This is a genomic window from Curvibacter sp. EU05-FHT14A10, from assembly GCF_058791075.1.
Genome location: NZ_JBYTDE010000022.1, coordinates 52,750 through 75,227 on the forward strand (window position 1 = coordinate 52,750; position 22,478 = coordinate 75,227).

Sequence of the window (22,478 nt, forward strand, 5' to 3'; positions counted from 1 at the left end):
ATCTTGCTAGTCATATTCGGCCTTGCGGTCGAACATGACTTGGTACGTCGCCTGCAGCATCTTTCAGTGCTTGTGCGAGTTTCCATTCCAATCTTGCAATGACTTCATCAGCCGGGATCCCGTCGCCACAAGCTACGGTTCGATGGATGGCCAAGATGCCACGTCGCACAAATTCAGATTGAACCTGAGGTTTGTTGATTTCGTTGTTCACTTCGATTGATAACCGCTTGGATTAGAGGATCAGATGGGAGGAGATGCTGGATGCGACCCTGGTGCAAGCCGCATACGGCGATTCCTGCCTTGGCCAAATCCGCCACGGCGTCCTCCATCGCTTCGCGAGCTAGAGAGGTCATTTGAGAGGTTGATCTACCGAAGAAGACTGGACGTTGTTCAGGCATACGTTACAGATTACGCCCACTGACCGGGAGGGGCAATAACGTGACGCGGCGCATCCCTTCGCAGACCAGAGCGTGGACCTTGCCTTCGTGCACGGCAAACTCCGCGATCTTTCGACCACGGCTTTTGCACAAGACTAACTGAGGTCGTAACAAAGCGGAAATTGAAAAATCTTCTGGAGTGGGTAAATTTAACTTACATGACCTCGACATTCAGGGCTTCAAAATTCCCAAAGGCCTTTTCTATCTTGAGTGCTTCGCACTTCAGGGGGGGGAGCTCCGGGTGGGGCGGAGATCGCGCCCGGAGCGGGCGGGGCGCTTAAAAACGAAAAGCCAACGCGCGGAAGACAAATCGCGTGCGTCAAGGCCTGTTGTCTTCGTTTGAGACGTGTCTTGTCTTGCTTGCTTAACGTCTTGAATTTGCCCCGGTGCTTGGGCGCCCTATACCAGCTTTGCAAACGAGCTGGAACAAGTTTTGAGACTGGAGGGCATCGTCAAACTCAAAGGCAAGGTCAGATCCCATCAGGGTCTTCTGGCGTAAGCCTGTATAGCTAGGGAGGAGGGCGGCCCGCTGGTAGCCTGGCAGCCATGCACCGCAAACATCGCGGAAATCAGGCAATCGCAGAAGGCCTTGCGAGCGGCTTGGGTGTCCATGTAGGGGCAGGGCGCTATGGGTAAGCCATTTGGCGCAGTGTGTTCAGCTGGGTGAGCGCCACCTTCTCAAAGTCACCGAAAGCCTGCTTGAACGCAAGGGTCCCGCCCGCATAGACCATCATCAGCAGATACAAACGCGACCGTTCAGGGACCTCTCGACAGAGGGTGCTCACTAGTACGTCACGCGTGTGGCCAAAGGTATGGGCAACGGCAAATCAATAGTGAAACTCGCAGGCACGAATGCGCGGTGTGTGAATTTCATCGACGGAAGTCGGTTGCCACTCTTCGCAATCGAACCTTGCAGCCAAGCTGGCCTGAAACCAAACCTAAGACAGTTGACATTCGTTGATGCATCACTTTGCCACGACCGCGGAGACACTGGCGTCACTCACGCCCACCACGTCCGCAAGCCTGAGCTTCTGACTGCTGAATTCGAGCAACTTCACCCTGCACGTGGGTGAGTAGCATCTGCAGACCCCCTTCTATTGAAGGTGCATATGCCAAGGCCAGCAAGGTCAAAGGATGAAGCCCCATCGTTTCGCAAATCTGCTCAAGTTTGCCCAACGTCGGACTTTTCAATCCTCTTTCCAGGGAACTCAAGTAGGTTCGACTGGACAGGATCCCAAAATCTTCTTGGGTAAGGCCGAGCGCCTTCCTCACTCTCTTCAGTGCATTGGGAAGATCGTTAGTGGACTCGAAGCGGGCTTGATTCACCCATGTGATTAGCGACTAATGAACACTATGGGACTACAATCTATAGTGTTCATTTATAAGCCTCGATGTCTTTTCCCTTCCTCCCGTCGCTGTCCAACAGCCCCCTCTTCCCCGAAAACCTAATTTCGCTCCAAGAGACGAAACCGTACGTTAGGTTCGATGACGCTCAACCAAAGTTCATCCTCGTAGCAGAGATACAGCCTGACCGTCCCAACGTGACGTATTTTGTGAGTGGCGCGAACCGCCTCATAGCCTTTATGGATGGTGCGGTAGATCAACCTTTGCGGATTGTTGAGGCCTACCTTCTCTCCCCCGGAAGTCTGAACCAAACCGGCGAATGGCAGCTGGATCAATTGTCGAGCGTCAGCATCGCGGATGGCAAAGGACCGCCTGAACAACGGCCGTGTATTTATGAGTTGGTCGGTGGCCGCTGCTACGGGGGCATTCGGCACAACATGTATTACGAAGATCAGCAACGCATGTCCGCCATCCTGATTTCGCCAATGATCAGCACGATGCACTACGTCCCACAGGCACCGTGGCCAGACGACAAAGTCTGGCGCTTTTGATGTATCAAGCGGCTTGAGGCTAGGCTTGCGCGTAAGCACAACTGAATCGCCCCGGGGCGATTCATGGCGCCTTTCTATGACCTCCTGTGCACTGCGGTGTATCACACGCGGCTTTACAGCAATCAGGACACGGTGTGGCCCAATGAGAAGCTGGCCTCACCGATTGTCGGAGCGAATTTCTTCTCCGAGGTGACCTACGAAAAGCTGATCGCCATCGGCTTGGATCTGGGGCTCCCCAAGTCCTCGGCTACGCGCGAGGTGGGCAAACTCGCAGATGCGGCCGACGAGCTCATTGCAAAGCTGGAGAGCGCCATGCGTGACCCCAGCGCCGCACAGGGCGCCCCAACCAGGTGACAGTGGCCGCGGAACTCCGTCTGCGGCGCTCCATCCGCTCGATTGTGATTGCGGACATGCTTCGGTGTGTGCGCATGCCAGCTTCAGTTGCGATGGCTCCTCGGAGAGACACCCGATAAGCCTCTTGTAGGGGCTGGTTCTCTCATGGAAGCTGATCATGGCGTTGTTATGGCTGACTGCTTCCGGTGGAACGGACTGTCGGCCGTGTCTGCTACCGGGAAAGCTCGCAGCATGTTCGTGGCCGTGCTGCCTACGCCCCTGGTCCAATCTGGACACGGGTGCCGCTGGCTCCCGTTGCGATGCGGTGCTACCACCGTGTCTCTTTGGGCGGCTCACACCAGCCTTGCCAACGACCTCGAGCAGGTTTTTAGGCGCCTGGACGTAAGCCACAAAAGCCAGCGCAAGGACCTTGACGGGCTTCTGGCATCGGCTTGGAAAGCCGGAATGAGGAGGTGCCGCTGGCAACCTGGTATCGCGGTCGTGCACCGCAAAACGCCGCGGAAATCAGGCAATGGCAGGACGCCCTGCGAGAGGCTCGGTTGACTATGTAGGGGCAGAGCGAAGTGGGTAAGCCATTTACCGCAGTGTGTCCAGCAGGGTGAGCGCTACCTTCTCAAAGTCACCGAATGCCTGCTCGAACGCTGGAGTCCCGCCTCCATAAATCAGGGGCAAGACGTTGTCTGTGAACTCTGCTTGGATCTTCGCATCCTCCCGGGCCTGAGCCTGGGAGCATTAGCCCGATCGATGCGATCAATCAGGCGGATTTACAGATGTATGAAGTAAAGAAATCGCGCGCTTCTATGGCCGGAATCACCTGCCCTTCATTGGGTGACGGGTGCAGGGGATTTTGAGTTCAAGCATCAAATTCGAAGCACTGGTCAGCTGGCTATTGCACGAGATGGCCGAGGGAACCAAGTCGCGGTACGGTCTGGCTCAGACTTGGTGCTTGCGGTCGCATGTTGCGAAGACGCCATCAATGCTGACCTTCGGTCAAACCAAAGATGAGGCGGTTGGCGTGGCCCATGGCCTCAGAGACGGGTCGACCACTGTCGCTGCCCATGCCTTTCACGGGTGCGCAGGCCTTGTGCGGTACCCTAGTCAACAACTACTTTGAGAACCTGTTACACGCATGAAGAATCCACACTATGAATCGCTGGGACGGCGCATGCGCGAGTACCACCGCAACCACCCGTGGCGTTTGTCAGAGGGCGGCCTATACATCCCGCACGCCTATCGGAACATGACGCCTGAGAGCCTGTCGTATTGGGACGATGTGGGCTTCATTGTCAATGGACGGAGATTCATAGTTTGGTGGCGTCATCCACGGGATCTCTATATGGCCCGTATCAAATCCATGGCCTGGGAAGAGGCAGGTGACGGCCCCCGGGATGACTGGCTCTTCGAAGGTGGCACTACAAATTACAAGCATGTCGGCAAGTCCGGCAAGCGCAAAAAGGTGAGCAGTTACACCAGCCGTTCACCCTCGGAGGAACAGCGTCTTCATTACGACAAACTCCAGCAGATCGAGACGCAGTTGAAGAAAAATGGGATCGATCAGGAGGTGCGACCTTCTTGGAAATGGGAGCGCCTCGCCTGGGCCATGGGTGTGACTCTTGTGGCCCCCCTTGAAGTTCGCAATGAACAGGAATTGGCTGAAGTGGCGCACCTGGCGCGCAGACTCATTCTTCGGCAAACCACGCTGAACAAGGAGTTTACAGACTTCGTCTATGACCGGGATGATTGGTTGAAAGATCAACGTCATGAGTCGACTACCGTCTCTTGACTGTTTCCACGCGACCTTGAGCATTGCCGCTTATGGGTTCCTGATGGCGCAGCGGTTGGAGTGCTCCTCCCCCGGGTGGAGTAAAAAAACGCCGCACCCGTCCAGAAATCTGCCTTACCCGAGGGCTACGCGCCGCGGTGCAGTCCTAGGGGCGCAAAAACACGTCCCAGACTCGTTACGAACGCTGCGCATGCTACTGGCACAGCCAGACTGGTTCAGCAGACGCCCCGCAATAGATGCTCACTGTCATGTTCAGTCCGACTGAATTTATGACTCTCTTAGACTCGCGAGTCTCCAGAATCTTGCGTCGAATGGCCCAATAACGAATTTGCGGCGTTCCACAAGAAGGTCACTCATCGGGCGGGAGCATGTTGCAACGGTGGTCCGCTGCGCATGTTCGATGCCATGGCGCGAGCACTTGCGAGTGCCTCCTTGTCGGTTTGGGCTGCTAGGTCGAACGACATGGCGATGAATTCGCGGCGCGCACGCGCCCGTGCCGCCCAATGTTGGGCTGGTGTGAGGCGTGCAAGTGCCGTAGTCGTAAAGTCATCTTCACCGAAATCGGGATAAGACTCAACGACACGGAGAACCGTCGAACAAGTGCTGACCCTCGATCTGAACTGTTCGATTGTGTGCAGGTCTGGCGCCCAGGTGGGCCTGGACTTGTATCCCGGCTGATGCGTTCGTCTTGCACGCTTCCGGAGCTTGATTGGCATACGTGCCCTGGTAGGAGGACTCAGTACGGTGGCGGATTCAGGCGGTCGATGCAACACATTCTTGAAACATCTCGGCTGGTGCCGGCGGTGGATGACGAACGCCAGATGGTAGACATCGACTTGGCCATCCTGGGGGGCGAGTCCTGAGCGCTACGCGCAGTATCGGGTCCGGTCCGACAGGAGCACCGCCATGTCGCCGAGCAGGACTTTCTGCGGGGCCGTCTGGGGTGGGAGGGGGCGCTTCGTGGTGCTGGGCCGGGGGCTTTTTCATACGGAGCGCGGGCGGGCTAAATTGGGGGCGCAGGCATTGCGCAACCTGGCGGCCGTGGCTCAGGATCTGCGCGCGCAGCTTGATCGTTGAGACCCAGGCGTGCGATTGAGGCCCAGGTGGGGGAGGGCGGATGTCCTATCCCAGCGGCTTCCAGGGATCGACTTCTCGTATATTCCTGAGCGTCTCCACTACCGCGACCGGTTGCGCGCGGCGCGCTACGCGGCCCTTGCAGATGCCGAAGGGTTTGGGGAGATCTGTTTTGCGCTTGAGGCGCTGGGGCTTCGGGTCCACGGCAAACAGGCAGCATTGGGCCATTACCGCGAGAAGATCTTCGATTACGCACGTTGGGCGCTCGTTTTGACGGCACTGCCGCAAGCGCTGCCCTCAAGGTTCAAGTCGTTTCGCGCGCTCTTCGGCATCGTGTTGGCCGCGCGCAATGACGCGATGCACACCGGGGCCTACGCCAGGCACGCGACAACGGCTGCGATCGAGTTGTGCATCGGTTTGGAGGAGGCACTGATGACTGGTGTTGAGGGATCAGTTGGGAACTTGATGGTCACGTCGCCGATGACTGTCGAACCATGGCAAACCGTTGCGCATGCGCGTCAGCTCATGCTCATGCATTCGTTTTCGTTCCTGCCAGTGCGGCTCGGCGATTCCTGGCGCTTGCCCTCCGAATTGGGGTTGGCCAAGTTCCTCGATGGCAAAGAAAAGAAGATGCGACTGTGCATGTCGTTGATGCGCTTGAAGAAGTCCAGATCTAGGAGCATCAAGGCGTAGACCTGACCGTCATCCAGCTAGCGTTGATGTTCCTGCCCTATCCGTCGCACGATCGCTCTGCGGTTGAAAACCCCCGTCAGGTCACCGAGGTGCTCGAACCCCTGCCTCACCCGCTCATTGACCATGAGTTGTGCCCCCACGAGCACCACCAGGATCGAGCAGCTGTAGGTCCCAATGTAGATGGCCTGCAGGAAGGAATCTGCTCCTGACTCAAGTTCATTGTGATTTCTCCTTTGATGAGGGCAACAGGGGGCTCAGCTCCCCAGAATGCTCTGAAATGACAGCTTACAGGTGGCCAGAAACTCGTCGGGATCCAGGTCTCGGTCCTGTGGGATTGCGGTTGCAGCCAGGATGTCTGGGGTGACCTGTGAGTATGCCTGTTGGACCTCGCGTTCTACGGTGGATACCGCGCGCGCGGTTAGTCGCGGTTTCACGATGTTGGACCACGTGGCCTTGAGCTGGGGCAGCATGTCCCCAAAGAGCAGTAAGGTGTCATGCACGTACAGAAGATCCTGCTGTCGTTTTTTCCTGGCGCGGTCGTTCAGGATGAGGAACTTCTGGACCATGAAGCACAGAGGATTGGCCACCTTCAGGTCCACGGGCCTGTCGAGAGGCACACCGACCTCTGGGCCTACCGTCACGATCCAGGGATCCTCCAGCAGCACGCCCAGATGCGCGATCTTGTGAGCGGAGATTCCGGCCACTGCGGCAGTCGCGTCAGGCTCTCCGTTGCGCTTGAGCGGGCTTCCCACAAGAGGGGTTAAAAACTCGGCGTAGAACCCGCTTTCCTCGTTACCAAGGGTGTAATGGGCGGCAGGGGGCTTGGAAGTGCCGGAGAACTCCTCATGGAAGCCATGGGCCTCTAGCGCTTCCTTGATGTTGCCTTCCAGTGGTGCACGGTTGTCGAAAGCCAGATCGGTATCGCGCGTGAACACAGGCTCGAAGGCCTGCTTGAGGGCATGCGGATGCAGGGTATGCAGCCGGTGAGCCCATCCGCCAATGAAAATCATTTGGCTGCGCCACCGATCAAGCGCCTGGACGAGCTTGGCGAATGCTTCGAGGTCGTTCATCAGTGCGCCTCCACCATCGGTTGGAGAACCGTTCGGTAAATGTGATCGGCTTGCTCCACACCCCGTGTCGGGTGGTTAATCACATCAAGCCACACCTGAATCACATCCGTGCACCGCTGACCGTTGCGCTGCACAGCGCCTCGGAAAGTGGAGATGGGCGCCATGGCCCGTCGGACAAAGAAGTCTGGGGCTTGACCAGCCTTGCACACGTCTGTCAACTTCCATTCGGGGCGCTGCGCTTCCAGTAGCGGAAGCCTGTGCACGTAGATGTACGGGGGCACTCCACTCACATGCCCCATGCCCAGGTGATCGGCCGCAGAAAAGAGCCCCAAGCAGGCATTGTCGCCCAGCGCGTTCAGCAAGATCGCGAGCTGTTCTTTCATGGCGACGCGAGGGAGAAAGCGCATGCTGTATTCGGCAGGCGAGGCCATAGACGCAGATCGCCACAGGCTGAAAAACTCCTCCCGCCTTCCCAGCGTAATGCCGGTGCGACCGTTCACCAGGTACCGCTCCCTTTTGAGGTATTGCAAGAGACGGTTCGCACTCATAGGGGACGCTCCTGCAGCGCGTGCAAGATCGGCCCCTGAGTAAATGGGTTCCCGAGGCGCTGTGAGCAGCTCAGCGCTGATTTCTGGTGCAAGGAGCACCTTCAGCATCCACTGGTTGAGGTCGGAGAATGGGTTGAAAGGTACCGCGGTCGTCTGTCCTCGACCGAGGAAGTGCCGTTCATTTGCTTCGTCCGACACCCTATCCCGCATGCCGTTTTGCTTCCACGTGCCTTGGAGCTTCACCAGGCTAGCCCCTTCGCTTGTCACGATGGCCACATTGGCTTGATCCGTATACCGGTCTGCGAAATCCCTGACTTGGCGGATTGTTGAGGGGACCAGATTGGACACATAGACGATTGCCAGGGGCTCTGCGTTCGGAATGGTCTTGGCATAGTGGCTGGCCTGAATGATGGCCACGCTCAGCTGGGCGATCACCCGATCGGTGCGGCCATCCCTTACGACTTTGGCCTCCGCCACATACCGTATCCCCCGACCATCGTTGAACACGAAGTCCGGACCGCCAGGTAGGCCCCCTTGCATGTCCGCATCCTCAACAAGACCGTAGCTCAACGTGGCATTCCGGATGGCTCGGTCCGAGGCTTCACCTGCACGGGCATTGTTCAAATTCTGCATGGCGTCTGCGTATAACACGCGCGTGATTCATACCGTGCGCATGATATCAATCGCGCGCGTGATGTGCAACACGCGCGTGATACTTGAGAGGTGCTCCTGGGGTTCGAGTAGCAATGGAACGGGGAACCGACTTAAGGATTTCCAGACCTTCCGCGTCACCGGACGGCTAGATTTCACTTGGATCTCTCAATTGACTCAACTCCCCGCGCTACTTCTTCTGGTACGACGAAGGAGTACCTGCCGAGCAGGTTGATGTGGTCATGGCCAAAAGGGGAGAGCCGTGCTTCGTCCTCGGGGCGTAATGCCGTTGCGTTCGAAGATCAGACAGCCATGGTTTTCTGCGTATTCCGATGAAATCCGCCAGTGAGTCCGATTCAAATCTGCCACAGGTTGCCGCCAGGAGTTCCTCGCATTGGCTTGGATGGGGCATGACCAAGCTTGGTTCGGGAGTTGTCCACAGAAGCGGTGGACAAAGCTGATGCGATTCCACAAAAAGGCCGTCGCAGCTTGCCTAGTGTGGGATGCTTAAATTTTGTGCAATCCCGATTCGGGCGTTCAAGTCGCAACGGAACGGTGAATCGACCTATGGGTTGCCATTGCTTCCTCGCCGAGCAGTGCTGTGGGCGATTGGGCAGTGAGGCGCCAGTCTGTGGCATCGCACTGGCGTGAGCCCGGGTGGACCCTGTCCGATGGCTTATTGATCGGGTCACCGACAAGACCTCGTGCATCCGGCTCTTGCCCTCCAGTGCGGAACGGACCGTGTGGATAGCCCCTTAATCACAATCCGCCTTGCAGACAGTCCCCTGGTTCAAAATCGACTCTGTTCACGGCACCACTGTGATGCATCCGGCATCGGTGGCAGCGATCAGATAGCCTCGTAGATCGTAGCCCATCACCTGGTAGCAATAGGTTTGGTTGACATAGACCGAGTTGTCGATCAGGGAGGTTGCATTCACGGTGGCCAGCCGGTAGCCGTCGCGGAGCACATCGAAGCTGGCCACCCCGGGATGGTCGCTCCAGTCCACCTGGATCGATAGCGGACCCACTCGGGTCAGGGCCAGGTTCAGCGGATCCACAGGAGGCGGTCCGCCTGAAACGACGACATCGGCGCCGCCACCGCAGCCGACGAGTCCGGCCGTAATCACCAGGGCTAACGCGCCGCGCGCCAGCCAACGGCGGGACAGGGGGGTGTGGGAGTGCTGCATCTGGGGCTCCTCAGGGCGCAGTGATCGGGCTGGAGGTGACGCTGGGCTGCGAGGTGCTCAGGTAGAACAGCGGCGCTGCGTTGGTGGCGCCAGGCTGATCGATGCGCAGTTCTAGGAATCGGTCAGCCGCGTTGGCAACAGTCAACTGGGCCATAGCGGCGGCGGCCGGCATCGCATCGCTGCGCAGGACGCCAGTGGTGCCCCGCAGGTCAGTGCCGGCTGGCTGCTGGTTGAGTTGCACCCAGGCCACGCGCAGCAGCCCAGCGGCGACCGGGGCCTTGACCTCCAGGCGGATGGACTCACGCTGGGTGAAGCCTTGGCCGCCGTCGCTGACGACGGTCTCACTCTGGCTCACTGGCAGATCAATGGCTGTGCTACCGACCACCAGGCGAAACGCCTGCACCGCGCCCGTATAGCGTCCGACGTAGGCGTCCGGATCGGAGTCGGGCACGCTGTCTTCGTAGCGTGCCTGGAACGACCAGGTGCCCGAGGCAAGGTCGGAGCGGGTGAATGGCAGGTTGGCTGGCAAGGCCGCCAGTTGCTCCGCTGTTGGTGGCTTGAAGTGGCCGCTGCCAGACAGGGCGAACGGCGCGGCGTTACAGGCCAGCGGCTGGTATAGAAGGGATGCCAGGGCCAGCGCTGCAGGCGAGAGCACGGCGGCCAACTGGGAGCGGCGCACTGGGCACTGTGGAGGGCAAGAATGAAGAGGCATCGTGCTTTCCAAAAACGCCCAAGCGGGCGGTAGTGAACTCAACGAATACCTCTCGCGGCGTGCTGACGCCCGACACAAAAAGTAGCAAATCAGCCGGTGCGCCGTGTATCCGTTGAGCCGCATCGAGCTTGGTACAGACGCGCTGGCGTGAGGCTGCTATGACGCCTCGAAGTGCCTGGGGCTGCCATTGACGACAAATCACAATCCGCCTTGCAGACAGTCCCCTGGTTCGAAATCGACTCTTTAGAGTTGATTTGTTGGGCGACATGTCTGCTCAGAATGGCCCTAAAATCCAACCAGCGGGGACTTGAGCGGTCTCCCCGCCACCAAGGGCTGTTCTGGCCCCAAGTGCTGCTCCTGTTCATGGGTCTCTTTACCCAGATGGGAGTTCGACTTGACATCTTCTCTTTCTTCGGCGCCGCCGCCCGCCACATCGGGGCCGGTCTATACGCTCTGGGAACTGGTGCGTTACATGCTGGCCCTGGGCTCCTGGGGCTTCGGTGGCCCCGTGGCCCTAGTCGGTTACATGTACCGGGATCTGGTCGAGAAGCGGCACTGGATCTCCGAGAGCGACTACAAAGAAGGCATGGCTCTGGCCCAATTGATGCCGGGACCTCTGGCGGCGCAGTTGGCCATCTACCTGGGCTATGTGCACTTCCGAATCGCAGGTGCGACATTGGTTGGACTCGCCTTCGTGCTGCCGTCATTCCTGATGGTCGTGGCATTGGGGGCTGCCTACAGTGCATTTGGTGGCATCGGCTGGATGCAGGCGGTGTTCTATGGCGTGGGGGCCTCTGTGATCGGCATCATTGCTATGAGCGCCTACAAGCTCACCACCAAGAACATCGGGCGCGACAAACTCTTGTGGGCCATCTTTCTGATCAGTGCCAGCGTCACGGTGGTCACCAAGTCTGAAGTGGTTTGGCTGTTTCTGGGCGCGGGTGTGTTGGTCTGGTTTTGGCGTGCGCCTCCCCCTTGGGCACGACGCGGGGGCCTTCAGGCCATCGCCGCGCCCATTGCGGCCTTCTTCACCCTTGAAGCTTTGGACTGGCACAAGCTGGCTCAGGTGGGCGGTTACTTCGCCTATGCGGGCAGCTTCGTGTTTGGCAGCGGTCTGGCCATCGTTCCCTTTCTCTACAGCGGTGTTGTCCAGGACTACCACTGGCTGACCGACCGCCAATTCGTGGATGCGGTGGCGGTGGCCATGATCACGCCGGGTCCGGTGGTCATCACCACGGGCTTCATCGGCTATCTGGTCTCTGGATTCTGGGGGGCCGTTGTGGCGGCTCTCGCCACCTTCTTGCCCTGCTACCTGTTCACGGTGCTTCCTGCCCCCTATTTCAAGAAGTACGGCAAGCTGCCCGCCATCATTGCCTTTGTGGATGGGGTCACTGCAGCGGCCATCGGTGCCATCACCGGGGCTGTGATTGTGATCGGGGAACGTTCCATCACCGATTGGGTGACCGCACTGCTGGCACTGACCACGGCTGCCGTCCTGTGGAAATTCAAAAAGCTCCCAGAACCGTTGATCGTTGTGGCTGCGGCTTTGATCGGGCTGGCGGTCTACCCGCTGATGCACGGAGCCTGAGTGGGCGTCGCTTCGTCTACACATTGCTTGCCAAGTTGGCTTGCGTGTGCCTTGCTGACATTTGGCATCGGGATCGTGCAGTCCGAAACTTCACCACCGCACCTTCAAGTCCTGACGGCTCAAGAGGTGCGCAAGGCGAAACACACAACTGGCCTCCAGCGGGGTGACGACAGAGCAGAATCGGTGCTCGATGACGACTCCAATGCAATCTATGCCTGCGCTCAAAGGCGGCATGCTGGCTCTGCTGGCCGCAACCCTGTTCGGTATCAGTACCCCATTGGTGCAGAGGCTGGGCCTGGGCATCGGTCCCTTCACAACGGCTGCACTGCTCTACGTAGGAGCCGCCCTGGTCGGCGCTTTCTCGCGTCAGCCGACGGAGCGAGAGGCCCGCCTGTTGCCTTCGGATCTGCCTCGCCTGCTTGCAATGGCGCTCTTGGGGGCTGCGGTGGGGCCGGTGGCCTTGGCCTGGGGTCTACAACATACGAGCGGCACCGGGGCGTCCCTGATGTTGACGTTGGAGGCGTTGTTCACGGCGCTGCTGGCTTGGTGGCTCTACCGGGAAACCATGGATCGCCGAGTTGCCACTGCGGTGGCCCTGTTGTTGGCAGGAGGGATTGTGCTGGTGCTGGATCAGGGGCATAGCGGCCATAGCAAGTTCTGGGGGTTGATGGCGGTCATGGGCGCCACGGCGGCATGGGGGCTGGACAACACCTTGTCAAGAGCGCTGGCTGAGCGCGATCCCGGGCAATTCGTGCTGGCGAAGTCAGTGCTTGGCACTGCCACAACGCTTGCTTTGGCGGTACTGATGGGAGAGCCACTGCCATCAACAGCTTCGATCCTAGGTTTGCTGGCGGTGGGAGGCAGTGGCTATGGCTTGAGCTTGCGCTTCTACCTGCTTGCACAACGTGCCTTTGGGGCGGCTCGCACGGGGTCGGTGTTTGCCTTTGCTCCGTTCATTGGTGCCGCGCTCGCGTTTCTGTTGGGAGATCGCTCGGGCGGTTGGGGCATGTTGCTGGGAGGGGTACTGATGCTGTTGGGGGTGGCCGTTCACTTGATGGAATCACATCACCATGAACATGACCATGAAGCCCTGTCGCACGAGCACGCGCACGCGCACAACGATGGGCACCATCACCACACCCATGAGGTCATGCCCACGGGGTCGCACAGCCACCTGCACCGACATGAGCCGACGCGGCACAGCCATGCGCACGTGCCGGATGCCCACCATTCACACAGTCACTGATGTGAGTGCGTGCGTTCGGCCTTGCTCTATGTCTGCTACCTGCAAACGCGTTGAGCGACCGCTTCTGGCTTATTCTGTTGAAAAACTCGGAAGTTCCCGAGCGCCCTACGTTGGCAAAAAAATGGACCTCTCAGATCGCCCTAGGATCGACGATCTCACATGCGGGAAGGGGTCAGGCACCCCCGAAAACATCGCTCAAGACGGAGGTAGGGAGTTTTTCAACAGAATTGGCTGATCTCAGTCATCGTAGCAGGCACGGACCAAGGCCTCGTGCACGTGGCTCGTTACCCTGCGATCTCGGGGCCTGCCCAGGCACGTTCGCCTAACCCGTACGACGGGTCCCAGTTTGCGGTGGGTTGCTAGATTTTCTGGAATGGCATGCCAATAATTCGGCATGGATGATTTTCTCGATCGGCTTGTCGCCTCTGTCACATCTGCCAGATCCCTGGAGGAATTGACGCGCCCCTTGTTGGAGATGTTGCAGACCATCAGTGGGTTGGACTCGGCTTATCTCACCGTGATTGACCTTGAGAAGGATGAGCAGCGCATCCTGTTTTCCCACAACACCCGCACCATGAACATACCTGAAGGACTCGCCGTTCCTTGGGGTGATACGCTTTGCAAGCGGGCATTGGATGAGGGGCAGCAGTTCACATCCAATGTCTCGGACTGCTGGGGCGACTCCGAAGCTGCAAAGGCCCTGGGTATCGAGACCTATGTGAGCACCCCGGTGCGCCTTGGGACCGAAGCACTTTTTGGAACGCTTTGCGCCGCGAGTACCCAAAGCCGACTGCCCAGTGGTGAGGTCGATCGGGTGCTGGCGTTGTTTTCCACCTTGATCGGTCAGCACATCGAGCGAGAGCAGCTCTTGCGCCAGCTTGTGTTGGCGACAGAGCAACTGGCGCAACATGCGAGGACCGACGCTTTGACTGGCTTGCCGAACCGCCGTGCGTTGTTGAGTGAGCTGTCCAGATTGCTCGCCCATTGCAAGCGTGATGGCTCTCACCTGCTGATTGCATACATCGATCTTGACGGCTTCAAGGCGATCAATGACACCTATGGGCACGAAGCCGGTGACGCGTTCTTGACTGAAATTGCTCGTAGGTTGAAGGTTGGACTGCGGGGTGAGGATCTGGCGGCACGAATCGGTGGCGACGAATTCGTCGTGGTAGGCCTGGGGCCTTCTGCTGCGGTAGAGGCTGAGGGTGCGGGGGCGAGGTTTTCGGCACGCGTCTTTGAGGCAACTAAAGGCAGCTTTGTACTCGGCAGCGAGACGTTGGACTACGCTGGAGCGAGTGTGGGCCTAGCAGTGGTCGCGCCCTCTGCAATAGATGCCGAACATGCGCTCAGCTTGGCTGACAAAGCCATGTATGTGCGCAAGAAGCTTCGTCGGATTCAGGTAGCTGAGCATGCCTAAAAGGCGCTGGGAAACAATGGAGCAGGAAGCCGACTCAGCATGTTCCGATGCGTTTCCATTGACTCAGAGGTCAAACCCGGCCGAATCCGGCTGAGCGGTCGTACGGGCGAGATACCCCGTACGGTGGGCGTGCTCAGCGCCTTCTTCGCGGGTATGTGCTTCTTGAGCGGCGGTATTTTCATGGCTTCAGCCATGCTCGCCGGCTGCGCGGCAGTCGTCAGCCAGCAGCCATTCAGCATCAGCAGGGCGCTTGATCCAGAGGTCCCGCCAAGCATTCCGGCTCGTGCCCGCGACAGTGTTGGCCAAGCGGCCTGGTGTGATGGGCTCTCCTTCGTAGATCAACTTGTCGCCCTCGACCTTGGCGTAGTACCAGTCGCTCTTGTATTGCATGCGCACTTCGGTTGAGTCTGGCAAGAACAGGCCCTTCCACTGGTAGCCCAAGTTCGAGGGCTGAACTTGGCGCAGCAACTCGGGCTTCCAACTGGCGTTATCTAGCCAGTAGTCGATGGCGTCCTGCACCGCGAGTACAGGGTCTCGGGTGTCACCCTGAGCCTTGAGAAAGGCCGCCAACTCCAAGAACTGACGAGTGGGGATGGGGATCGAGACTTGCGTTTCCATGCTTAAAGCTCCTTTTTTGAACGTTAACGGACTTTAGAACGAATGGAAACGTAGAGTCAAGCAGGAAAACGGAGAAAAGAGTAGGGGTCTTTGGAGGGGGGGTGTCTCTGGGATGGGACTGAGCACCTATTGAACGGCGAAGAGCCGCAAGTTGGGGGCCTCTTGTTTTTGGTGCAATTTAGGACGATTCGGAATCCAGCATTCATGTGGGTCTCCGGGCTTCGTCCTCTTTGAACCCGCATGAATACTAGGTTCTCTGACTCCCTCCCAACATCTAAATTTGGGTGTGTCGCCACGAGTCCTTCGCAACGGAGGAGATGGCGCATGAGCAAGCTTGGCCTGGGGAGTTATCCACAGATTCGGTGGACAAAGCTGATGTGATTTCTCGGATAGGCCGCCCCAGCTTGCTTGGCTCGGAGTGCTGAAATTTTGTGCAATCACGATTTCCGGGGCGAACGGCAGCGGAACGGTGGACCGGCGTAAGGCAAGCATCTTGCCTTGTCTGCAGGCCTCGGGCGCAGCGGACCATCGGGTATCAATGAGACCAATGTGATGCCGACGTTGGCGGATGGTGGCGCTGCTGGGGGCTCACAGATCTGGAAGCCCGGAGGGCTGCAGCAGTTGGTGAACGGCAGTGCGTTTGTCTCTGGCGCAAGGAACGGATGCACGAGGCCTTGGCCATGCTCTGCGGAAAGCACGCCAATCCGGCAGGCCGCCACGCGCTCCAGGAGTTCAAAACTCACGAGGAGGACTCGACAAGCGTCACGAGCGCTCGGCCGCGCCGACCGAGTGAAGAGCCGGACTGACTTTGCTGGCGGGCTCGACGGACTTTATTTGTGGAGGGCAAAGGTACGCTCAACGGCTGTTACAAACCGCCCTACTCGCCTTTTACATATAATTTTTACTTGGCGATAATTAAAGTTATCGGCAAGTAAGTGAGGTATGAAAGTTCGGTGGTGGGGCTCCAGGGGGGGCCCCGTTCACAACAGAGAAGTTGTGACCCATCACGGGCGGTGATTGGCGATAGGCCTCAAGCTACGGCTTGCCTCAGACCATATTTCAATGGCTTCGCGCCCAATTTCGTTGCTTGGTCAACGAAGCACTTCGCCATTGATTGCGGGCTTTCACTTTAATGCAGCTGTTTGGATAGGCGCAACGCAGCAGCTGTATTTCATCGTTGTGACTGGTTGCTGAAGCATTCGTTATCAGACCACCATCACTGAGAACACCATAGGTAGTGGTTGACCACGTTGGAGACCCTGTCTATAGTGCCCACTGTGGATGCATCCAGCATCTGCAGATCATTCTCTTGTGGAGGTCCTATGGGTTCGAACACGAAGCAAACATCGTCTCAAGTCGCATCGCTCGCGGGGAAGACTCTTCAAAACGCCGGCGCCAGTACTGTGCAGCGCTCTCTCGCTGGCTCTGCTCTCCGCCAGTCCGGAACGCCCGCGCAGACCGGAGCGAAGATGGAGGTCAAAGCCTCCGGCGCATTGAATAATTCACGCTCATCCTCGATCACGAAGACGCTGGCTGGAAGCGTAGTTTCCCAGTCCAACCGCAAGCGCTAACGTCGCTTGCATGATCTGAGTGCCGTAGTTGGCGCGTACGGCTAACAACCCTGCGCTGGGGCCTCCACACCGCTACGGCCTCGCGCTCGGCCTGGCTCATGGATACTTAGACGGCGTGTTTCCTTCGGTCATGCAGCGCGCAGAGCGCGAGCCCGGCAGTCTTCCAACCTTGTAAGCCGGAGTGCTACTGCGGTGCTGAAGGGCAGATGGTTGAGAAGTCACAGCGACTGCAGTGCTGACCGCTAGCGGGCGTGTTGTCGCCGGCGGCGAAACGCCCAGCGGCTTTGTAGGCCTTCGTCATTTCTATGGCCTTCGAGCCGTCGACCTTGTCGGTCTTCTCTGACAGCACATGGTGCAGCGACATCGAGGTCGGCCCGGGCAAACCTAACCCGCGCAGCACCGGGTTCATGATGGTCTTGTAGTCGCTGATCCCACGGCGAGAGAAGCGCAGGATTGCATACTCGGTCCCGCCGTAGGTTCCGTCGATTCGAAAACCCCATGGCATCTGCAGCGTTAATCCAGCAATGTTCGCCGTGGTCTGTTCGAACTTTCCACCTCGTTCCCTCAAGGCCTGCACCTGGCCTTCGCCCCGTTTGAGCGCATAGAGTGCGTCAGCCCACAGCGAGGGGTCTTCTACGGCGCTAGGTAACTTGCGGATAGTCCAGGCAACACCAAGCGCGAGTTGTGCCGAGCCCGACGAGCCGCTTGAGAATGCTTTGAGCGCGTCCATCACCGCCCATCGAGCACGTAGCGAAACGTCAATATCGGATTCGCTCTGCATCTCCAGGACGTGGCTATACCAGTAGCGCAACGAGCACATTGCGTAGCTGTAGAAGTCTTCGAAAGGCATCGCCTTAGGTGCAGAAAACGCGGCTTCCGAAGAGGACTTCACCGCAGTCAGCGAAGGTCCGCTGTACTGCCTTGACAGGTACTTCCTGGGGTAGTGCTCCAATTGTGGAGCGGTCGAGTTCTTGAACTTGGTATCCTGATAGAGGTACAAGTGATGCTTCGCTCTTGAGACAGCCACATAAAGCAGGTTGTTCCGCTCTACCGATTCCTCAAACTTGTATTCTTCCGTCGTACTGCCTAGTGCTTCAGGCGGCACGATGTCGAGTATGCCATCAGGCCGCCAACTGGGTTCTCGGCTTCCGTAGCTGTCGGCGCTCACGTAGCCGACGTGCACAGCCTCGAACTCCAGCCCCTTGCTGCCATGAACGGTCATAACGCGTACGCCGTCGAGCACAGCAGCCTCCGGCGGAAGCTCACGCTGACCTTGGCCATCGCCGATTCGCTGCCGCAGCCGTTGTCGCAGCAAGTACCGAGACAGCCTCGCCTCTTTCATCTCGCCGTCGCCGTTCCGCACGCTATAGGCGAACTGCCAGAGCGCAACACGGCTCACCCAAGCTCGCACGCTGTTGTCAGCGGCAGGTGGGAGGCCGAAACGCTTATCCAGCAATAGATGGCAGATGAAGGCCCATGGATTCGAGCCGTGCTGGAAACGCCCGATGAGCTCACGGATGGATGCCGTCACCGCCAGTCCGCGAGGACTAAGCCCCGGCGGCGGCGCATGAATCCAACGACCTCTCTGGAAGGCCACATCGCTCTCTGCGGCCTTCAGCAGCACGCCTACGTCTACCAACGGCATGTTGAGTGATGGGATCCCTGCCAGTCCGACTAACGCCTTTGGTCTACGCTCGACCAAGAGCTGGATGAGACAGAGGATGCGCTTGACCTCGGTCCGTGCGGTCAGGTCACCGACGTAAATGATGGGAAGCCCCGCCTGCTCCAATAGCTCGGCGGACCGCTCTACGTCGCTCGACTTGCGGCAAAGCACTGCCTGTCGTCCGAAAGGCACACCGCCGGCCTGCAGTTCGCGAATGACTTCGGCGATCGCGCCGAGGAGAGCATCGCCATCTCGGCAATTGACAACAACCGGCTTTGAGCCCGATACGCCTTTGGTGGCGATGACCTCATCGAGCCTCAGCGAGCTCTCGAGAGCGTGGTCACGTCCAACATGCTGCGTGAGGTCGACGACCTCCTGCGAGCTCCTACGATTGAACGTCAGGGGATACCGTTGAATTGAAGTTCCAGCTGCGTGCGCCTTGAACTCGACATCGAACTTCTGGAGGCTTTTCAGCGAAGCGCCTCGCCAATGGTGAATTGCTTGCCGAACGTCGCCGACAACCCAGATATGCTTTTTGTACGCCAGTTGGCGAAGCATCTCGACCATGGCCCGTGTGACGTCCTGGTACTCATCGACCAGAACGTACTGGTAGCGGTCGACCAGCTCAACGAAGGGTGCCCTGTCATCTTTGAGGGCAATCGCTGGCTTCGAGATGAGGTCAACGAAGTCAACGGTGCGGCGCTCCTTGAGCAGCGTCTCATTCAACTCGAAAAGCGAGGCCACATCGAGCCTCTTTTGCAGAAGCTCGGCGTCTTCAACTTCATCGCTCTCGACGAAGCTCCGATAGGCTGCGGGGGAGACCAATTCCTCCTTGAGCCTTGTGATGCCGTCAACGACGGGCCTAAGCCATTCGTACGGGTCTTCGACACGTAGAAAGTGCTGAAGGTCGACGCGAGGCAGTGCCTTGACCAGACTGGTCATCGAGCCCATCAGATCCGAAACATGAAGGTCCGAGTCGAGCTGGAAATGCTGGTGATACTTCCGAAGGAACTCCAGCCCGAAAGAGTGGAAGGTACCGGCCCATATGTCGGAAGCGTTGGGAATCCCGACGCTGCGCAGTCGCTCGACCAGTTCCAGCGCCGCCTTGTTCGTGAATGTGAGGACCAGAATATGGCTCGGATGCACATGCTTCTCTTCCACCAGGTACTTGACCCGATGGATGAGCGTCGTGGTCTTACCCGTACCTGGCCCTGCGACCACGTTCGCAGCACGTTCCTGGGCTCTGGCTGCGGCGAGCTGGTCAGGACTCGGCGCACTCAGGGTGCTCGTTGTCTCGGGGGCTTCGGGAAGGAGCAGCCCGTCTAGCATTTGCTGTCGAACGAACTCCAACGGGATGCCCAGTTCTACTGCGATCTCCGCAGGCCCCTGTCCAGCCGATGTAAGTTGACGAGCGACAGCTCGCGGCAACAAGAGCTCGCGGGCGAACACATTTGCCTGAAGCTCCTGCCGCTCTCTCGCTCCGTAAGCCTCAACTTTGAGGACAGCGGGACTCCCCGCGCTGCCAAGCAGCGTCTCTAGGTGGGCAACCGTGGTCGCCGGCTTCGTCGCGTCCAGGAAGTAGTGGCCCAGTTCGTGCGCAACGAGGCCGCAAAAGTCGGCGCTCCATTCCTCAATTTCCGAGCTAACGTAGATGAACATCTGCTCGCGCTGTAGGACGGCTGTCCCACCGCCGAGATCGGTATAGGATGGCGCGACTGGCTCAATCGCAATGTTCAGGACGGATTCGATCTTGTGAAGAAGGTCCTTTGCTGCAATTGGCCCGTGCGCGAGCATTGGCTCCAGCTGGGCTCGGATCGCATGCGCTTCACTCCGAGCACGCTGGAATGGGTTCATAGGTCTTAAACTCCCAAATCCAGGAGCGCCTTAGCGTCATCGGCAGAGAGATTTAGCGACTTCACTGCGGTCGTCCATGTTGTCGGTGCCGTCGAAAGCCGAGGTTTAACCCCTTCCGCCTTGAACGCAGGCACTAGCCGGCGGTCGAAGCTACCCCGGAACAATGTCGACAGCAGCGATTCGGGTGCCTCGAAGGCCGACGCAAGACGTGCAAGCAACTTTCTCGGAGCCTTCACGTTTCCTGCAAGGATGCTGGAAACGAGCGGGGCTGCTGCGGGCTGAAGTCCAAGCTTCACCACCAGATTTCGAATCGAAGCGCCCTTGCAACTAGAAACTTTGGACTCGAGTGACGCCAATGTCTTCTGCAATGAAATGCCGTGAGCAGTGCACAGAACCGTCAATTCGGAGACCGACTTCTGATACTCCTTCGCAATGGACCGAAGACGAACGGCGTGCCCAGGATCCAAGCGAACCATGACCTGCTCGGATGTCGAGCTATCCCACTCCTGGAGCTCGCGGCCAAGCAACTCGAATAGAGACGTCGGGCTCTCATGAAGCGACTGTGCGACGACATCTTCAAACCCGAAGAGCACAAATCGGCGGCAGATCTCCGCAAAACTCGTCGCCTCTTTAGCAGCGACTGAATCTAGATGTTCCTTCAAACGCAAAGGCAACGAGGCCCCAAGCGTCTGCTGCCTCGTTTTCGACAGCGCTCGTTCGGGTGATGAGGACTCTTCCCTGAGTGTGGACTCAGTCTCGCTTGACTTCATTTGAGCGGGCTCCGATGGTGCGGCGGAAGCTGTGAGCAAAGACGCGATCTCCACGAGGACTAGCCGGATTGCCTCATTGGAAGATGTCGTGACCACTTGGCGCATTCCAGCACCGGCTACCTCATAGGATAAGGACACGTGACCCTCGGCTTCCGGATGCAATTTGGCCGTCCGAAGAATGTTAGAAAATGTGTCCGGGAGTCGGGACAAGAGCATTTGCCCTCGAGCAAGGTCTGCCGGGTCTGACGTGGTTCGCATAGACGCCCTCCATGTCTACAGGGGCGTGTGCGTTCCCCTTGACAATAGTGTACGCGTATATCAACATTGTATCAATCCGGGGAGAATTTATGACTGCGCCAAAGCTGGCCGTGGCCGTTAAGTCTGCTGTCGCAGACTGGAAGCAGGCGACTACCGTAGACCAACGAACGACGGCTCTGGCTTCTCCTGATGAACTCGGAATGATCCTTGGCAGTGCAGTAGCGAAGAAGCTGGAGAGCGCGGGTGAGGATCTGACCGCAATGCGGCAGAACGCCGTCGTGGCCCCATTCGTTCTTCTTGCTGGAGTATTTGAACCTGGCGAACTGCCCGACACCCCGGATTGGTTTACGCCTGTTCCGGACGTCATCGGAACGCAGATGGGCCGCGCTGCGGCTATCGCTGCCCATGCTTTTCTTGGCTTGGAGACCATTTCCTACGGCTCTGAGAACAATGGCGAGCTATTTGTCAGCCTGACGGCGATTCCCGGCGGGGGTAAATTTTCGCGCAAATCGCAGGGTGGACTTCGCGGCCATACGGATGCGGTGAGCTTCCCGTTCAGTGGGGACTGCGATGCCTCGAACGCCCGAATCGCGCCGTCCCCCGACTTGGTTACTTTGGTTGGCCTGCGGAATCCGAACGCGGTACCAACGACAGTGATGGTGCTAAGCGAAGCTCTTGCGAAGCTGTCGCAGGAGGATGTGCAAGAGTTGAAGCGGGGGCAGTTTTCCATCGGGTCCCAAACGACCTTCCTCGAAGGTATGCAGGACATCCTCGGGGAAGTTCACGTCGCGATAGATGAACCGGTGCTCAAGGACGTGGCCATCGGCACAGTGGTTCGTTTCAGTCACTCCAATGTGTCCCCAACCGAACCCGGTGGGGTCGCAGAAATAGCCGCCGAGAATTTCGCAAAGGCTTGCGGCGAGGTTGTCAAACCTGTGGCGATCGAGCCGGGAGACGTGCTTCTCGTGAACAACCGGTTGTGCTTGCATGGCCGCGCAGAGGTGGGTGGCGACTGAGGTTGCCCTCGAATTTCGGAGTTCATAGCTCAGCCCGGAGAATGCCGGGAAAGGAGAGAAGAGATGAACGCTG

At 58.5% G+C, this 22,478-nt stretch carries 16 protein-coding genes; 8 read left to right on the plus strand and 8 right to left on the minus strand.

Going from position 1 to position 22,478, the window contains the following annotated elements; translation table 11 throughout:
- Positions 1–1,433: 1,433 nt before the first annotated feature.
- Positions 1,434–1,763, minus strand: a complete 330-nt coding sequence (locus AC3WUT_RS27040; RefSeq protein WP_492350151.1) for a helix-turn-helix domain-containing protein — start codon at positions 1,761–1,763, stop codon at positions 1,434–1,436.
- Between the two features lie 65 nt (positions 1,764–1,828).
- Here AC3WUT_RS27040 and AC3WUT_RS27045 point away from each other — a divergent pair, with 65 nt between their 5' ends.
- From AC3WUT_RS27045 to AC3WUT_RS27060, 4 genes are all read left to right on the plus strand, one after another.
- Positions 1,829–2,332, plus strand: a complete 504-nt coding sequence (locus AC3WUT_RS27045; protein WP_492350152.1) for a hypothetical protein — start codon at positions 1,829–1,831, stop codon at positions 2,330–2,332.
- A 63-nt stretch (positions 2,333–2,395) separates the two neighbouring features.
- Complete coding sequence (locus tag AC3WUT_RS27050) at positions 2,396–2,686, plus strand: hypothetical protein (protein WP_492350153.1); 291 nt, start codon at positions 2,396–2,398, stop codon at positions 2,684–2,686.
- Positions 2,687–3,815: 1,129 nt separating this feature from the next.
- Complete coding sequence (locus tag AC3WUT_RS27055) at positions 3,816–4,469, plus strand: hypothetical protein (protein ID WP_492350154.1); 654 nt, start codon at positions 3,816–3,818, stop codon at positions 4,467–4,469.
- A gap of 1,086 nt (positions 4,470–5,555) precedes the next feature.
- Positions 5,556–6,236 (plus strand): hypothetical protein, encoded by a 681-nt coding sequence (locus AC3WUT_RS27060; RefSeq protein WP_492350155.1) that lies wholly within the window; start codon positions 5,556–5,558, stop codon positions 6,234–6,236.
- A 254-nt stretch (positions 6,237–6,490) separates the two neighbouring features.
- Here the strand turns inward: AC3WUT_RS27060 and AC3WUT_RS27065 are convergent, their stop codons facing one another.
- From AC3WUT_RS27065 to AC3WUT_RS27080, 4 genes are all read right to left on the minus strand, one after another.
- Positions 6,491–7,306 (minus strand): GSU2403 family nucleotidyltransferase fold protein, encoded by an 816-nt coding sequence (locus AC3WUT_RS27065; protein WP_492350156.1) that lies wholly within the window; start codon positions 7,304–7,306, stop codon positions 6,491–6,493.
- On the minus strand, positions 7,306–8,487 hold the full coding sequence (locus AC3WUT_RS27070) for a hypothetical protein (RefSeq protein ID WP_492350157.1): 1,182 nt from the start codon (positions 8,485–8,487) through the stop codon (positions 7,306–7,308). The genes AC3WUT_RS27065 and AC3WUT_RS27070 overlap by 1 nt, the downstream gene beginning before the upstream one ends.
- Positions 8,488–9,311: 824 nt before the next feature.
- Complete coding sequence (locus tag AC3WUT_RS27075) at positions 9,312–9,692, minus strand: hypothetical protein (protein ID WP_492350158.1); 381 nt, start codon at positions 9,690–9,692, stop codon at positions 9,312–9,314.
- 10 nt (positions 9,693–9,702) lie between these two features.
- On the minus strand, positions 9,703–10,404 hold the full coding sequence (locus AC3WUT_RS27080; protein WP_492350159.1) for a hypothetical protein: 702 nt from the start codon (positions 10,402–10,404) through the stop codon (positions 9,703–9,705).
- 472 nt (positions 10,405–10,876) lie between these two features.
- Here AC3WUT_RS27080 and AC3WUT_RS27085 point away from each other — a divergent pair, with 472 nt between their 5' ends.
- The 3 genes from AC3WUT_RS27085 (at position 10,877) to AC3WUT_RS27095 (ending at position 14,655) form a co-directional block, all read left to right on the plus strand.
- Positions 10,877–11,992 carry a chromate transporter gene (locus AC3WUT_RS27085; RefSeq protein ID WP_492350168.1) on the plus strand — a complete coding sequence of 372 codons (1,116 nt, stop codon included), beginning with the start codon at positions 10,877–10,879 and terminating at the stop codon, positions 11,990–11,992.
- A gap of 190 nt (positions 11,993–12,182) precedes the next feature.
- Complete coding sequence (locus AC3WUT_RS27090; protein WP_492350169.1) at positions 12,183–13,238, plus strand: DMT family transporter; 1,056 nt, start codon at positions 12,183–12,185, stop codon at positions 13,236–13,238.
- A gap of 394 nt (positions 13,239–13,632) precedes the next feature.
- Positions 13,633–14,655, plus strand: a complete 1,023-nt coding sequence (locus tag AC3WUT_RS27095) for a sensor domain-containing diguanylate cyclase (RefSeq protein WP_492350160.1) — start codon at positions 13,633–13,635, stop codon at positions 14,653–14,655.
- 186 nt (positions 14,656–14,841) lie between these two features.
- Here the strand turns inward: AC3WUT_RS27095 and AC3WUT_RS27100 are convergent, their stop codons facing one another.
- The 3 genes from AC3WUT_RS27100 to AC3WUT_RS27110 form a co-directional block, all read right to left on the minus strand.
- Entirely contained in the window at positions 14,842–15,273 is a 432-nt protein-coding gene (locus tag AC3WUT_RS27100) for a hypothetical protein (protein ID WP_492350161.1), read from the minus strand.
- 1,755 nt (positions 15,274–17,028) lie between these two features.
- Positions 17,029–20,361, minus strand: a complete 3,333-nt coding sequence (locus AC3WUT_RS27105; RefSeq protein ID WP_492350162.1) for a UvrD-helicase domain-containing protein — start codon at positions 20,359–20,361, stop codon at positions 17,029–17,031.
- Between the two features lie 5 nt (positions 20,362–20,366).
- Positions 20,367–21,131 (minus strand): hypothetical protein, encoded by a 765-nt coding sequence (locus AC3WUT_RS27110; RefSeq protein WP_492350163.1) that lies wholly within the window; start codon positions 21,129–21,131, stop codon positions 20,367–20,369.
- Positions 21,132–21,478: 347 nt separating this feature from the next.
- On the opposite strand from AC3WUT_RS27110, the gene AC3WUT_RS27115 reads away from it, so the two are divergent.
- Positions 21,479–22,405: a Fe(II)-2OG oxygenase family protein gene (locus AC3WUT_RS27115; RefSeq protein ID WP_492350164.1), complete on the plus strand. Its 927-nt coding sequence runs from the start codon at positions 21,479–21,481 to the stop codon at positions 22,403–22,405.
- Positions 22,406–22,478 lie beyond the last annotated feature (73 nt).